Genomic DNA, 14878 nt, shown 5'->3' with positions numbered 1-14878 from the left:
ATGGTTGGCGGCGACAATCTGTATTCGCAATGGGTCGGCTGGGCCAAGATCCTGCTACCGCTTTGCGGGCTGGCTTTGCTGTCGATGCTGTTTTTGTTTGCACGCGGGCCGAACGACGGCACCAAGATCCCGCTGGCGCAGGTCATCGACCTCGCTCGTGACGAAAAATTGTCCGCACCCGAATTTTCCGGCCTCACAGATACCGGCGCGGTCGTGGTGATTTCTGCACGCAGTGCACGGCCGCTGCCGGACCGACCTGACACCGCCACGATCGATACTCTGAGGATGCAGATGGACAACCCCGGGGGCAGCACGCTGTATGTGACAGGTGTGACCGGTGAAATTGACGGGCGCGCGCGCATAGCGCGGTTTTCGGGTCTTGTGCGGCTGCAAACCTCGACCGGCTATACGATGGAAACCGGTGGCCTGACTGTAACGCTGGACACAGGGACAGCCATATCGGACGGATCACTGGAAATCCGCGCACCAATGGGAAATCTGACCGCAGGGCAGGTGACATTCCAGTTCGATACCAGCAATACTGGTCACCAGATGCTATTCACCGACGGGGTCCGGCTGATATACACCCCGCAGGGATAGGCTGCCCGCAGCAAAGGATATTTTTATCGTGTTTCGATTTCTCGCCTTTTGCTTGATGCTGCTGGCGTTGGCATTCAGCACTGCCAGCGCACAAACGCAGATCAATCTGGGCGCTTTGGTTGTGGACCCCAGCGCCGCGATCGAGGTGACATCAGACGCTTTGTCAGTTGATCAAGACACAGGTATTGCCGTGTTCGAAGGTGACGTCCTGGTCATCCAGGGCGACCTGCGCCTGTCGGCCCAAAGAGTTGAAGTCGTCTATGGGAACGACACCGCTGAAATCGCGCGCCTGATCGCATCTGGCGGCGCACTGCTGGCAAACACGCAGGACGCTGCCGAGGCTGACACTGCGGATTACGACATCACGACCGGCCTGCTGACGCTGACGGGTGATGTGTTGGTGACCCAAGGCGGCAACGTGATCTCTGCGCAAAGTATGATTGTGAACGTGACTGATGGCACCGCGACAATGCAGGGCCGCGTGCGCACCATGCTGCAACAGAGCGCGAACGAATGACTCCACCCCCCAACTTGACCGTTAAGACAGGCGATGTCGGCTTGCAGGTGATCAGCCTGCGCAAAAGCTATCGTAAACGCCCAGTGATCCGCGACGTATCTATCACGCTGGGCCGGGGCGAGGTTGTGGCGCTGCTGGGGCCAAACGGGTCGGGCAAAACTACCTGTTTTTACGCCATCGCAGGGCTAGTCGCACCCGAAGGCGGCAAGGTCATCATCGACGGGCGCGATGTAACGACCTTGCCGATGTACCGGCGCGCGCAGCTTGGCATCGGTTATCTACCACAGGAAATGTCTATTTTTCGCGGGATGTCGGTCGAAGACAATATCATGTCCATCCTCGAAATTGCGGTCAAGGACAGGCACCAGCGGCGTGAACGGCTTGAAACGCTGCTGTCGGAATTTTCGATCGAACATCTGCGTCGCGCATCCGCCATGGCGCTGTCGGGGGGTGAACGGCGGCGTGTGGAAATTGCGCGTTGCCTGGCGGCAGGCCCGAAATATGTGCTGCTTGACGAACCTTTTGCAGGGGTCGATCCGATCGCCGTAGCCGAGATCCGGCATCTTGTCGCTGATCTGAAAAACAGAGGGATCGGCGTGCTGATCACCGATCACAATGTGCAAGAAACACTGCAGATCGTGGACCGCGCCTATATCTTGCATGATGGCAAGGTGTTGATGAGCGGGACAACCCAAGACGTGGTGCAAGATGAAAACGTGCGCCGCGTCTATCTGGGCAACAACTTTCGGGTGAACTGATTCTTTTGGTCACCCGGCGACAGGATCATTGACAAGACGTTCGGTTTTGCCGCCAAATATAGGGGATGACAGGCCATTGTTCATGCCCCGCAGACATGCTGACACAGCGGTCAGCCTGCTGGAAACAATTGTTTTTGCGCAATAGCTTAACATCAATCACTGACATTGCGCGAAGCGGTCAATGCACCCGTGGCAACACCACGGGCCGGCACCTGACCCCCAGACCCTAGGAGAAAAGATGCGGTATCAAATCAGCGGAAAACAAATCGATATTGGTGAAGCCCTGCAAACGCATGTCCGCACGGAAATGGACGCCATCCTGAGCAAATATGCCGGACGGCCCACCGAAGCCTATGTCGTCTTTTCCAAGTCTGGCCATGAATATGTCTGCGAAGCGGTCGTGCATCTGTCAACCGGACTGACCGCGCAAGCAACCGGAAAGGCGAATGAAATCTACGCCGCCTTCGACAGTAACGCCGAGAAAATGGACAAGCAATTGCGCCGCTACAAGCGCCGCCTGAAGGACCACCATGCCGGCCGTTCAACGCCGGTTGAACTTTCCGATGCCGGGTCCTATATCCTCGCTCCAAGTGACGAGTCCGAAGAAGCCGGCAACGATACCGTCAACGCGATGATCATCGCCGAAATGGAAACCAAGATTCCGTCGCTGTCCGTGGGCGAGGCCGTGATGCAGATGGAAATCGCGAATGCGCCAGTCCTGGTTTTCAGGAACGAAAAACATAGCGGCGTGAATGTCGTTTATCGAAGAGACGATGGCAACATCGGATGGATCGACCCGCGCGCTGCCGGTTGATCCAAGGCAGAACAAGAAAGACGCATCATGCAACTGAGCAAGATATTGCTATCGAACGCCGTCAAATCGATTGCATCCTGCACCAGCAAGAAGCGGCTTTTTCACGATATCGGCGAGATGGCGGAAACCTGTTACGGGTTGAAACCATCCGCCGTGATCGATGCATTGATCGAACGTGAAAACCTTGGTCCTACGGGTGTCGGCCATGGCGTGGCCCTGCCGCATGCGCGGCTTGCAGGCGTGGACGATGTCAAAGGTATTTTTCTGCGCCTTGAAAAGCCTCTGAACTTTGACGCTGTAGATCGCCAGCCCGTCGATCTGGTCTTTGCGCTGATCGCGCCGGAAAATGCGGGCGTTGACCATCTCAAGGCGCTAGCGCTGGTGTCGCGCACCTTTCGCGACGCATCAATCTGCGCCAAGCTGCGCGCCAACAGTGATCCGGTGACTTTGTTCACCATCCTGACATCGGTCGGGTCCAGCCAGGCCGCCTAGCGCCAATTGGTAAACCCGAAAGTTTCGTAATCGCGCGCATAGGCGGTGCGGGCGGTTGCCTCGATGACCGGATCATAGACTGCCTCCAGCCAATGCACATGCCGGTGCGCCACCAGCCGTGGCAAAGGCGCGTCCGGCCTACCGACCTGCGCTGCCAGCAGCGGCAGGGCGCGTGGTATATCATCCTCGTGCAAGATCACATCTGGCAGCGCGACCTGCGCCATCCCCTGCAATAGGGTCAACTGGCTGGCCCAAGCCGCATCGACCCTGACGCTGGTCTGACCCGCGAGATTGCTGCACAGGAATTCCAGAAACGCCAGAAAACCGGCCCGGTGCGCCGCCGGATCATAATCACTCGGATGGTCAAGATCGGGGCCACCTTCGGGAATCGGCAGCTTGTGGACCTTGCGCAAGGTGGCGCGCAGATGTGGATAATGCCCGTCACCGGTGGTCAGGATATGATCGCAGAACGCTACATGGGCGCGTGCAACCGGATGGCGCAGCACGGTGAACCGCCGAAACAGGGCATGTTCATTCTGCCATTGGCGCAGTGATTTTTGCGAAAAATCCGTGATAGGCGGCGCATCGTCCAGCGCAACAAACCAGTCAGCAACCGTATCCTGCGGCCCTGATCGCAGCGGCATATGGATCAGACCGGTCCGCGCCGCCGCCATATAGGTCGGGATCGCAGGCCCCTTGCGCGGTTCAAAATTCGGCGTCCGGCTCAGGTCAAACGGGTCGATGGCGCGCAGCGCGCTTTCCATTTCGGCCAAGTTGCTGACCTTATCGGCAAAGGGCGCTGGGTTTTGTTTCTTGAGCTTGCGATCAAGGTTGGTCAAACGCGCGGGCAGGCCCAAAAATGCGGCAAGCCCGTTCAAAACTGCGATATCCTGCAAATCATCGTAACCGATAAAAAACGCGGTCTGCCCCGTAGTCTGAAGCCGGTGCAGCAGGATCGTCTGGAAATCCTGTATCGCGCGCAGATGGCCCGTGAATTCATCAGCGTCAAATCTGATCCGCTGGGTTTTTGCGTGGGTCGCATTGGTCAGTTTCCACTGGCCCGTCGCCTGCGCGATCTTGAGGCTGACATAGGTATCCAGCGGATTGCGCGTCAGAACAATCTTGGCGCAGCGCGGATCGGCAAGGCAAATGTCCAGCACGCGGGGGTCGTGGTTGTGAAAGAACCGAAAACCGCACAGCCCATCCGCTGCCTTGATCGCATCCAGCAACCCCTGCGGATCGGCTTCGCGCTGGTCCAGCGAGATGCCGAACAACGCCTCTTGCATCGGATATCCGATGAAACTGGGATTAAACGCCTCGCCCAGACAGGACAGGCCATCAACGGCGTTAAGGTTCGATTCAAGGAAATTCGACCCGGTTCGCATATCCGCCAGAATGATAAAATAATCGAAATGTGTCATTTCTTGCCCATCACATAGGCTTTGCGCGGCTGTGATTGCAGGGATTTCACCTTGCCAACAGGGGCGAAATCGCCGGCAAGATATGGATGCATCCCCTGGTTCTTGAGGTCCTGAAGAAACACGGCGAAACCATCCAGATTGACCATCACCGGCGCTTGCGCAAGCGCCGTGGCGCGGTGTCCCGCCATGTCGTCGGTGATGGCCTGCAGCACATCGACAGGCGATCCAAGGAATTCCGCCAGCGTCATGATACGCCGCCGCGACCGCGCATCGGGCGACTGCAGGGCGCTGATAAAGCGGCTTTCGACCTGTTGTAGGCGCGCGGCCTCTGACCGCACGGCGCTTGCGGGCTTGCCTGAACAGAACAGCGACACCGCCCAACCACCGGTGACGACCCAGACGCTGGCGTGGGCATCCCGCGCCAGCATCCATTTGATCGCTTGGTTATCGGCAGGTCCAAACTGAAAGCATTGATGCCGGTCGCGGCCATTCCAGACCAGGTTGGTCAGAAACATCTTTGGGTTATAATCGCGCAGATGGGCATTGTCAGACAGACCACCGCGATAGACCGCAGCGCCACCCGCGAAATGCGCCTTGTCGGTGGCGAACAGATGGCCATGTGCGACAACCCCCGTTTGCGCCGTCACCCAACTGGTCAGGTCGGGAATAATGGCATCAAAGCCCTGCAAGACCGTGTACGGCGCAGCAGTGAACCCGTTTTCACGCTCCATGAATGGAAAGCGGCTTTGCATGTAAAGCCCGCGCCGCCCGCTGGTGCGCCGGTCAACGGCCTGCGCGAAAATGCGGTCGATCGTCCCCGTGTGCGGTTCAAGATCAGCCTGCGACCCTGACGGAAACCTGTGAAACAGCGCGTCGGCCTGCGGCCAGATCTTGCGCGCGACAAAACAACCAGACCGCGCCAAAAGTTCGGCATGATCATCGTAAAATATATGCGGCTTGCCCTGAAAATCGAACTTGGCCAAGGTCAGCGACCGGCTTTCGAGGCGGCGCGTATGCAGGCGGGCAAGAGTTTGGTAATAGCATTCGTCCGGAATCCAGACCTGCCGAAAATAGGTATCAAATGCGGCGCGGCGCGGATCATTCAGGATCGCGGTCAGCGTCTGGCGCGTCAGGCACCACCATTGCGACCCCAGATGCGGCGTGATCCCAGGCGGAATCCGTCGCCGCACACGCAGCAGCCGCTGCAATCGCACATAGCCGTCGAACAGGCGGCGCTGACGTTTCCATGAAAACGGAAACCGCAGGGTGAACCTTTCACGGTCCAACCCACCCACTGTCCATTGTACATCACCGGTCGTGACGCTTTCGATAAAATCGGTGTCCGGCCTTGCAGCAAGATATGTTTTCAATTCGTTCACCGGACGCAGCGGCAGGCAGGCCCCCGAGGCCAGATAGACATGCTGGATCTGCGGATATCGGTCCAACAACTGCCGCGATGCGGCCTGCGATGCGGCGATCAGCCCCCACATCCCCCATTCGCCGCGGTACCGGCGGCTAAAGCTGACATCGGCCAGATCGGCGACAGCAGTGACAAAGGCATCATGGGTTTCCTGCGCCACGTGCCTGTCCACATGCACCACCACCGGACAGCCGGCATCCGCCCAATGCCGGATCATCTGTTCGGCGCGGTCAAAGGCGGTGTGCACCAGCATGACAATACCCAGCGTCATGCCCAGTTCCCCTTGGACATCAGCCCCAGACCTTCCAGCTGGCGCCAGTTGATGTAACGCTCGCTCCATTCGCACCAGAAATCGGGGTCGGCACCCTGACGCGATTCATAGGATTTGTATTCGCGCCCGCTGGCATAATGTTCGGCGCGCACGGCCTCTTCGACGGCGCGAGTGCTGAATGTGTCGATGAATTTCGCATGCAGCAGGACACCCGACGTCTTTTCACCGCCATGCTGGTCATAGACAAGGTTCAGCCCGCGCGGCAGCATCATATGGGTCGAGCTGACATAGGCATAGGGGCGCTGCCATTTTACAAAGGGGATCTTGTTCAGCGCAGGGGCCTGTCGCGGTTTGTCCGCGAAAAACATGCGTGCGCGCGGGCCACCCTGTATCCACAGGTTGCGCAGCATGGTGTTGCGGGACATGACGTAATTGCCGGCATCGAACCAACAGGCAATCTTGAACGGGTCGTCGCCGCGCCGGTAAGGTTCGGCGCTGACCGGACCCTTGGGGTACATATCCAGCAACAGCGCCCCGAATGACCGGACCTCTGACGCATCGAGCCAGTCGGCCAGCGCGCGGATCGGGCGGCTGTCGCAGAACGGATAGACGAAAAATTCGTCCACATCGACCGTCAGCGCCCAATGATCAGACGCATATTTCCCCTGCAGATAGGTGAGCCAGTCGATCCCGTGGCGCGACGCGCCATAGCCCGCCTTGGCCTGCCACAGTGAAACATCAGGCTGGTCGGCCAAAAAATCGCGGCCACCATCATCACTGTCATTATCAACCATCAGGAAATGGTCGATGCCCAGATCGCGGTAATATTGCACGAAATAGGGCAGCCGCTGGTCTTCGTTACGGAAGGTGCAGAACAGCAGCACGTCGTCGGGCCTGATCGTGCCGGTACGATCCTGCACGGCCGTCAGGTCGCGTGCCTTGAGCATGGCCCGCAGCCTCCAGTGCTGGCGGTACCAGCGCAGCCGGTATGATGTCAGAAACCCCAAGCGGATACGGCCTTTGTTTGCTGTTCAAATGGCGTCATCTTGGTCCCAGTCACCTTGCGACATCAGGCCCAGCGCCGCCAGCTGCGCCCATCCGGTATAGCGCTGCGATTGCAGGCACCACAGGTCGGGTCCCTGGGCAAGCTGCTGATGATAGTCAGCATAAAGGCTGCTATTCTCAAAATGCTGACGGCGGGTCAGTTCCTCTTGCGATTTGGACATGATGTCGGGCAGGAACTTGGTGTGCAGCAAGACGCCCGTGACCCGTCGGTCATCCGCGCGGTCGAACACATGGTTCAACCGGCGCGGCAGCATCTGATGGGTCGAACTGACATAGACATGCCGCCAATGCCACCGCACCAGTGGCACCTTGCTCAGCGTGGGGGCGCGTTCCGGCCTTGCCGTGAAAAACACGCGGTCACGCACGCCGCCCTGTATCCACAGGTTCTGATAAACGGGGTGAATTTTTTCGCGGTAGTTGGCGGCATCAAACCATGCCAGCGCGTCCAAAGGGTCCATCGTCGCATCATGCCGCACCTCGGCGATGGGGCCTTTGGGATACATGTCCAACATGATCGCACCAAAGGACATGATCCCGCGCGCATCCAGATGGCGGGTCAGATCGCCCAGATCGCGGCTGTCTGCGTAAGGAAAGGTTAGCAATTCATCGGCATCAACCGTCAGGCACCAATGCCGGTGGCCGTGTTGCCATTGCAGCCAGCCCAGCCAGTCCATCCCGAACCGCGCAAGCCGGTAACTGTGCTGCGTCGACCAGAGCGATACATCTTTTTGTGCCGCAAGATAGGCGGCAGTGCCATCATCGCTGCCGTTATCGACGATCAGGAAATGACTGATACCCAGCTTTCGGTAGTGTTGCAGAAAGTGCGGCAAACGCGCCATTTCATTGCGCAGGGTCACAAAACACAAGATCATATCCGGCTTGATCAGAACCGTTCGGTCTTGCACCGGCGTGATCTGGCGCCGCTTACGCCAGATACGAAACAGAAAGCGGCGCCGTTTCCAGCGCATCCGATAGGCCATCCACAGGTCGCCAGCCGGCATTCAGGAAAACCTGCGGCCTATTGCGCAGCGTTGCGGGTGAACGGTATCTCTGCCAAAAAGGCAGCCAGCTCATCCCGAAGGTCATCGCGCGCCAGCGCAAACGCGACCGTGGCCTGCAAAAAACCTGCCTTGGAACCGCAATCAAAGCGTTGCCCGTCAAACCGATAACCGAACACATCGCGACCCGCGCTGATTTCCTGCGCGATCGCATCTGTCAGCTGGATTTCTCCACCAGCGCCGCGATCCACCTGTTCGAGGCTTTGCATCACCTCGGGGGCCAGAATATAGCGCCCGATCACCGCAAGGTTGGACGGCGCATCCCCCGCCGCGGGCTTTTCCACCAGACCCTTGACCTGCACGATCTGGCCGGACTGACCGGCGATATCCAGCATACCGTAAGATGATGTTTTTGCCGCCGATACCTCCATCGTGGCGACCATCGACCCGCCTGTTTCCTGATAAGCCTCGACCATCTGTTGCAGGCAGGGCTTTTCGGCGGCGATCACGTCATCGGGCAAAATTACGGCGAAAGGTTCATTCCCGATCAGCTTGCTGGCGCAAGACACGGCATGGCCCAGCCCCAGCGGTTTGTGCTGGCGGATGTAAGCGATAGCGCCACTGTCCATGTAGGTGCTGCGCAAGATCCGCAAAAGCTCGGTCTTGCCACCATCACGCAAGGAGTTTTCAAGATCAGGGGCGTGATCGAAATAATCCTCTAGCGCGGATTTCCCGCGTGACGTGACAAAAATGAAATCCTCGATCCCCGCAGCGCGCGCTTCGTCAATGGCATATTGGATCAGGGGTCGATCCACCAAAGTCATGATTTCCTTGGGAACAGATTTAGTAGCAGGCAAGAAACGTGTACCTAGCCCCGCAACAGGGAAAATGGCCTTGGTGATCTTACGTTTCATCTGAATGCCTTTGCTGATCCAATAGCGGACCCTGTCGCCCGATATCAGGGCTATAATATGTCAGAAATGCAACAATAGCGTGCCTGACGGCTAGGGCTGGCCCATTTGCTGCAACATTGTTTCTATTTTCAGAACATCCTCAGGGTTATTAAGTTCCCAGAATTCGCGCCCTTTAGCCGCGACTTCAACACAAAGCATCGGCACCCCGCGTTCCAGAAAACGCAGTTGTTCCAGCCCTTCGAGCTGTTCCAGCGGCCCTTGTTGCCAGCGGGCATAGGCGCGCAGTGCCGCCGGGCGATAGGCATAGACGCCTACATGGTGAAACACCGGCGTCGGGTCAGCCGGCCCATAGCTGCGACCGGTAAACGGGATCACCTCTTTCGAGAAATAAAGCGCGTTATGATCGGCCCCAAACACAGCTGTCGTGCCGCCTACCCGCCCTTCGCGGCGGTCCTGCAACAGCGCGTTCAGCATTTGCCCTTCGGTGCGCAGAACGGGTGTGGCCACATCAGCCTGCGGATGCGCGCGCAGCCCGGCGACCAGATCGCTGATGAACCATGCGGGTGTCAGCGGCGCGTCGCCTTGCAGATTGACGATGATGTCATAATCACCGCCAAGGGAATCCACCGCCTCGGCACAGCGTTCGGTGCCATTGGCGCAGGTGGTGGAGGTCATCACGACCTTTGCCCCGAACCCGCGCGCGGCATCGGCGATCCGCCCGTCATCGGTGGCTATCACAACGTCATCCACGCCATCGACGGCCATAGCAGCATCCCATGACCGACGGATCAAGCTTTTTGCGACACCCGTGGCACCCGTCAACGAAACCAGCGGTTTGCCCGGATAACGGGTCGACGCATAGCGCGCGGGAATGACGATCAGGACAGGCATCATGCGGATTCCAAAACCACGCCAGGGGCAGCGGCGATAAAGAAGGGATTATCAAACCCTGGTTTCCCATAGGTTAACGGCTGATGGTCGTCAAAGCGCACCACCAGACCGCCCGCCCCTGCCAACACCGCATGGCCTGCGGCGGTGTCCCATTCCATCGTCCGGCCAAGGCGGGGGTACAGATCGGCCTCGCCAGTCGCAACAAGGCAGAATTTCAAAGACGAGCCCGCGCTGGTCATGTCGCGGACCCGATATTTCGCGATATAATCATCCGTCGCCTGGTCGCGGTGCGATTTCGACGCGACAACCATCAGCGCCGCATTATCCGGTTCAGACACCAATATGGCGCGCAGGTTCCCCACCGCGTCTTTTGCAAAGGGTGCTGTTTCCTCGACCGACTGGCCGGTGGCATCGGTATAGAACAACCGGTCGCGCGCCGGAGCATAGACGATGCCGCGCATGGGTATGCCATCCACGACATACGCAATGTTGACGGTGAAATCGCCGCGGCGCTGCACGAATTCCTTGGTGCCGTCCAACGGGTCCACGATAAAGAATGTGGTCGCCTGCACCATGTGGGATGCGGCCTGTTCCTCGGTTACCAAGGCGACATCGGGAAAGGCCGCGCGCAACGCGGCGCTGATCACCGCATCGGCGGCCAGATCGGCGGCGGTGACGGGGCTGTCATCGCTTTTGGCGCGCACGTCAAAATCGGCGGCGGCATAGACCTGCATGATCGCATCGCCCGCTTCGAGCGCCGCGCGGCGCATCACGCTGGTCAGGAGTTCATAATCCATGGCTTGGCCTTGTGTTGAAGTGGCATTATCACTGTCTTATGGTTTGCGCTTAAGCAATCAGCAAGCTTGTCATGGGACAAGCATTCGATGGTTTCGGTAAAGGTTTCGCATGTTTCGCGCCCCCACGATAAAAACGCGTACCCGCACTATTTTTTCTATGGCAGAGGTGACGTATCATTCGACCGTCCGCAACCTGCGGTCCGGTCACCGCAGCGCTGTCATTGGTCTGGCGCTAACCACGCTGCAAAGCCTTGTGATGGTAGGGGTCTTCTTGCTGATGTTCACGCTTCTGGGGGTGCGCACCGCACAGATCCGGGGCGATTTCTTGTTGTTCCTCATGTCCGGCATTTTTCTTTACATGACACATACCAAGACCGTGGCGGCCGTTGCAGGCGGGGGCAATCCGCTGGGTGCGATGATGCTGCACGCCCCGATGAACACTGTGATTTCGATTGTCGCAGCGGCGGTATCTACCCTGTATCAGCAGGTTTTTGCGATCACGGTCATTTTGTCATTCTATCATATCGTAATTACGCCGATCACGATCCATGATCCGGTCGGTGCGTTGGGCATGCTGCTACTGGCGTGGTTTTTCGGGATCGCGGTTGGCATGGTGTTTCTGGCGCTCAATCCGTGGATTCCCGATTTTGCGGGACTGGTGCGTGCGCTTTACATCCGGATGAACATGATCGCCTCTGGCAAGATGTTCGTGGTCAACACGCTGCCGGCAATGACGGTGGCGCTGTTCGACTGGAACCCGCTGTTTCATATCATCGACCAGTCGCGCGGCCATGTTTTCCTGCATTATACGCCGCGTGTCACATCAGTCAGCTATCCGATCTATGTGTCATTGGCGCTGATCATGATCGGGTTGATGGGTGAATTCTACACACGCAGGAACGTGTCGGTCAGCTGGTACGCCGCGCGCTAGAATGTGGACCGACATGCGCCGACACCGGCGTATGTCGTTTACCATGCTTACTGATCAGCCACGATCAACGATTGCAGGCAGCTTGACCGCACCCGTGTCAGATCGGCGGGGGCCCGCCCACGGACCAGATTGGTCAATGATGTCACGGCGCGATCCGACGCAAGATAAATGTCCGCAGGCACGGCAGCTTCGGCCGGGCTTCTGACAGCCAACAGCGTTTCATAACCGCCGATAATCGCGAAGGTTTCGATCCGGCATTGGTAATCGGCGACCGTATCGGGACAGATATCGCACAGCCGGTTGACGACACCGACACGCGGATCGACCTCACCCAGCCGTGTCAGGCTTGCCTCCAGCGTTACAAGGTCGGCAGTCACGGGCAATCTGTTGCCGCGCCCGCGGATCACCTCGATCAATTCATTCAAACCGACGGAAAAGTTGCCGCTCAGCCCCAGCACGCGTTCCAGCCGTTTCAGCGCCAAAAGCCCCGGCACCTTTGCTGGCCTTTCGTCGTCAAGAAAGCGGTTCATACTGATCGTGCGGTTTTCGCTGGCAAAGTAGTCGGTCAGCCATGTCATGAAACCGACCTGCGCCAGTTCCGGATTTTCCGCCGGAAGCGACTGGATCCGGTCGAAATAGCCGTTGTTCAAGGTCCGCCACAGGACCCATTCCGCCGTGGACTTTTCATCCACCGCCTGCAAATTGGCAGCGGAATCGATCGGGTCAAGGTTCGCTTCGTACCAGAACAACGCATCGCCCAAAGCTGCGTTGTCGGTGCCTTGCAGCGTCAACAGCCAGTTTACAGTCGCGCCATCATCGTCGGCAAACCGCAACAGCGCGGCCCTTTCTTCACGGGTCAGACCAAGCAGAAAATCGGAATATCCAGCGGGGATCGTGTCACGGTCCACCTGGCCAAGTATCAACTGGGCCGTTGTGTCACCGTTGCGGGCATCAACGGCAAGAGCAGGCAAACCATTCGTGTCGTCACCGGACAGCCACACATTCACAGCATCCGAAAAGGCGGTTTGTTGTGCGGCCACAGGATGCATCGTTGCAACCAAGATGGCGCCAGCTGCGATCAAGTTCTTTGTCATCCTCAAGCTCCTGAAATATGTCTGGCCGGGTTCAGCGGGATTCGGTGACAACATCGCGCAACCAGACTTCGACGCGGCGATTGATGCGGCGACCATTGGCTGTTTCATTGCAGCTAAGCGGAGAGATTTCCCCAAAGCCCAGCGCACGCACAGGCAAATCATCCGACGCAAGCGACGGGGCGACGGCGAACAGCGCCTGACGGACTTCTTCGGCACGCTGCTGGCTAAGCGCAAGGTTGGATGCGCCATCACCGATGGCATCTGTGTAACCGATCAACAACAATTCCTTGTTGCTGATGTCGCTGGTCGCAATCAGGTTCGCAAGACGCAGGATGTCATCCTGCGCGCGTGCATCAAGCCGCGACGATCCCAACGCAAAGCGGAAGGTGATCGACGACCGGTCAGCGGCGGTCAGCAACTGGGTCATGTCACGCAGCTGTCGCAGGGTGACCTCGACGTCGTCTGTGAGAATCGACGCAAGATACCGTAACCCCTGTTCGGTGTTGGACTGGAAAGAGATGCCCAGATCGACATAGCCCGCATCGCGGACCACGGCCTGTGCCGCAGGCGTTTCAAGAAACTGCATCAAACGGGTCAATTGCGCAGGGGCCGTTTCATCGCCGGCATAGGCATAAAGACGGCGGCTTAGCGGGTATTCTTCGGTCTTGATCGTGAAGGGGGTCGCCTGCACCTGAATACCGCAGACACCGCGCACCGCCAGTATCTTGGTATCGCCCGCATCGGCAAGGCTGGTCACGCCGATCCCCAACGGGTCGGATGCAACAGCCTCGGCCAGCGCCGCATCGGTTTCAGTGCGCAGGATGGTGTCAGCCATGCGCAGACCAGCGGGTTCCATCACCAGTTCGTTGAACACGACCGCCGTGCCGCTGTCATTGCTACGGCCATAGACGTTGATCTGGGCGGATGGCCCACCCACATCGGCCCAATTGGTGACTTCGCCGGCAAATATGCGGGCAAGGTCGGATTCAGAAATGGCGCGGACAGGGTTCGACAGCGACGTGATCGCCACCAGCGCATCCAGCGCGAAAATGGTCTGCTGCGCGTCTGATGTCGGGTCGCCCTTTCGGGCGTCAGCAAAGGCATTCACCTCGTTGTTGGAAACGGCACGGGTCGATACGGCCAAAGCGGCGGTGTCGGCGATCACATCAGCGATCGCCTGCGTCGATCCGACAGAGGCCAGCGTGATGGTCGCGGTTTCCCTGTCGGCTTCGTCCAGCAGGCTGATCACCGTGGTGTCGCCGGATTGGTCGGTCACAGTCGCAGCACCACCCACTTCGGCACTAAATGCGGTGATCACATCGCCAAAGACCCCGTCGATCAGCCCCGCCGCACCCGCAATCGTAAAGCTTTCGGCAGTCGTGTCGATGTCGGGGCAGGCGTCACCTACGCAGCTGACCAAAAATGCGTCCACTTCCAACGCGCCAAACACCGTCCCCAGGACGTAGACCGAACCATCATAAGACAACAACTCGCCGCGCAATGTCAGTTCACCGTCAAGGCTGCTCAGCGTGACATCCTGCGCAGCGAGCGTTGTCGCCAGCGAAAGACTGACCCCGGCACCAAGCGCAAGCGTCGCAGGCCAGCGTAGAACAGATTGCTTGATCATGTGGTCGTACTCCTTGATGAACCCTGGCAAAGATTGGAACGTAGAAAACGCCTCAATTGAGCCTGAATTCGGTCGTTTCTGCGGCGACAAACTGTTTGTTTCCAAACAATGCATGATGGCCAGTGGCACGAAGACCTGTGTCAGGCATTGCCTGCATGCCTTGCTGACGGCCCAAAACTGCGGTTTTTACGCTTTTGCCGCGTCCACGGCTGTTGCAGGCCCCATATGACACACCTATATACACGCCAACGTTGGATCAGCGCGTGAC

15 protein-coding genes are annotated in these 14878 nt (G+C 58.4%); 6 read left to right on the top strand and 9 right to left on the bottom strand.

Annotation, left to right across the window (positions count from 1 at the left end):
* The 5 genes from ACPF9B_RS13930 (at position 1) to ACPF9B_RS13910 (ending at position 3181) form a co-directional block, all read left to right on the top strand.
* Positions 1-600 (top strand): hypothetical protein, encoded by a 600-nt coding sequence (locus ACPF9B_RS13930; protein ID WP_007206251.1) that lies wholly within the window; start codon positions 1-3, stop codon positions 598-600.
* Between the two features lie 28 nt (positions 601-628).
* Positions 629-1117, top strand: a complete 489-nt coding sequence (lptA, locus tag ACPF9B_RS13925) for a lipopolysaccharide transport periplasmic protein LptA (protein WP_424178145.1) — start codon at positions 629-631, stop codon at positions 1115-1117.
* Positions 1114-1875: an LPS export ABC transporter ATP-binding protein gene (lptB, locus tag ACPF9B_RS13920; protein WP_040482951.1), complete on the top strand. Its 762-nt coding sequence runs from the start codon at positions 1114-1116 to the stop codon at positions 1873-1875. Before lptA ends, lptB begins: the two co-directional genes overlap by 4 nt.
* A gap of 238 nt (positions 1876-2113) precedes the next feature.
* Entirely contained in the window at positions 2114-2689 is a 576-nt protein-coding gene (gene hpf / locus ACPF9B_RS13915; protein ID WP_007206254.1) for a ribosome hibernation-promoting factor, HPF/YfiA family, read from the top strand.
* 27 nt (positions 2690-2716) lie between these two features.
* The gene (locus ACPF9B_RS13910) at positions 2717-3181 is read left to right on the top strand and encodes a PTS sugar transporter subunit IIA (protein ID WP_424178142.1); all 465 of its coding nucleotides are present in this window, start codon (positions 2717-2719) and stop codon (positions 3179-3181) included.
* Here the strand turns inward: ACPF9B_RS13910 and ACPF9B_RS13905 are convergent.
* The 7 genes from ACPF9B_RS13905 to cysQ all read right to left on the bottom strand — a co-directional run bounded on the left by ACPF9B_RS13905 (position 3178) and on the right by cysQ (position 10958).
* On the bottom strand, positions 3178-4602 hold the full coding sequence (locus ACPF9B_RS13905; protein WP_424178140.1) for a nodulation protein NodH: 1425 nt from the start codon (positions 4600-4602) through the stop codon (positions 3178-3180). The genes ACPF9B_RS13910 and ACPF9B_RS13905 overlap by 4 nt on opposite strands.
* Positions 4599-6293 carry a beta-1,6-N-acetylglucosaminyltransferase gene (locus tag ACPF9B_RS13900; RefSeq protein ID WP_424178138.1) on the bottom strand — a complete coding sequence of 565 codons (1695 nt, stop codon included), beginning with the start codon at positions 6291-6293 and terminating at the stop codon, positions 4599-4601. Before ACPF9B_RS13900 ends, ACPF9B_RS13905 begins: the two co-directional genes overlap by 4 nt.
* On the bottom strand, positions 6290-7240 hold the full coding sequence (locus ACPF9B_RS13895) for a glycosyltransferase family 2 protein (protein WP_424178136.1): 951 nt from the start codon (positions 7238-7240) through the stop codon (positions 6290-6292). The genes ACPF9B_RS13900 and ACPF9B_RS13895 overlap by 4 nt, the downstream gene beginning before the upstream one ends.
* An 84-nt stretch (positions 7241-7324) precedes the next feature.
* Complete coding sequence (locus tag ACPF9B_RS13890; protein ID WP_424178134.1) at positions 7325-8359, bottom strand: glycosyltransferase family 2 protein; 1035 nt, start codon at positions 8357-8359, stop codon at positions 7325-7327.
* 17 nt (positions 8360-8376) lie between these two features.
* Positions 8377-9270, bottom strand: a complete 894-nt coding sequence (gene galU, locus ACPF9B_RS13885) for a UTP--glucose-1-phosphate uridylyltransferase GalU (RefSeq protein ID WP_424178132.1) — start codon at positions 9268-9270, stop codon at positions 8377-8379.
* A 90-nt stretch (positions 9271-9360) separates the two neighbouring features.
* On the bottom strand, positions 9361-10161 hold the full coding sequence (locus ACPF9B_RS13880; RefSeq protein ID WP_424180438.1) for a 3-deoxy-manno-octulosonate cytidylyltransferase: 801 nt from the start codon (positions 10159-10161) through the stop codon (positions 9361-9363).
* Positions 10161-10958, bottom strand: a complete 798-nt coding sequence (cysQ, locus tag ACPF9B_RS13875) for a 3'(2'),5'-bisphosphate nucleotidase CysQ (protein ID WP_424178130.1) — start codon at positions 10956-10958, stop codon at positions 10161-10163. Before cysQ ends, ACPF9B_RS13880 begins: the two co-directional genes overlap by 1 nt.
* A gap of 157 nt (positions 10959-11115) precedes the next feature.
* Here cysQ and ACPF9B_RS13870 point away from each other — a divergent pair, with 157 nt between their 5' ends.
* Positions 11116-11889: an ABC transporter permease gene (locus tag ACPF9B_RS13870; RefSeq protein ID WP_424178128.1), complete on the top strand. Its 774-nt coding sequence runs from the start codon at positions 11116-11118 to the stop codon at positions 11887-11889.
* Between the two features lie 47 nt (positions 11890-11936).
* Here ACPF9B_RS13870 and ACPF9B_RS13865 read toward each other — a convergent pair whose 3' ends face one another.
* Positions 11937-12983 (bottom strand): hypothetical protein, encoded by a 1047-nt coding sequence (locus ACPF9B_RS13865; protein ID WP_424178126.1) that lies wholly within the window; start codon positions 12981-12983, stop codon positions 11937-11939.
* A 31-nt stretch (positions 12984-13014) separates the two neighbouring features.
* Positions 13015-14610, bottom strand: a complete 1596-nt coding sequence (locus ACPF9B_RS13860) for a phosphate ABC transporter substrate-binding/OmpA family protein (RefSeq protein WP_424178124.1) — start codon at positions 14608-14610, stop codon at positions 13015-13017.
* Positions 14611-14878: the final 268 nt, after the last annotated feature.

It is taken from the genome of Yoonia sp. TsM2_T14_4, assembly GCF_049602355.1.
Lineage (GTDB): Bacteria > Pseudomonadota > Alphaproteobacteria > Rhodobacterales > Rhodobacteraceae > Yoonia > Yoonia vestfoldensis_A.
The sequence above is the reverse complement of the archived record's forward strand: the minus strand, read 5'-3'. Positions and strand labels throughout refer to the sequence as shown.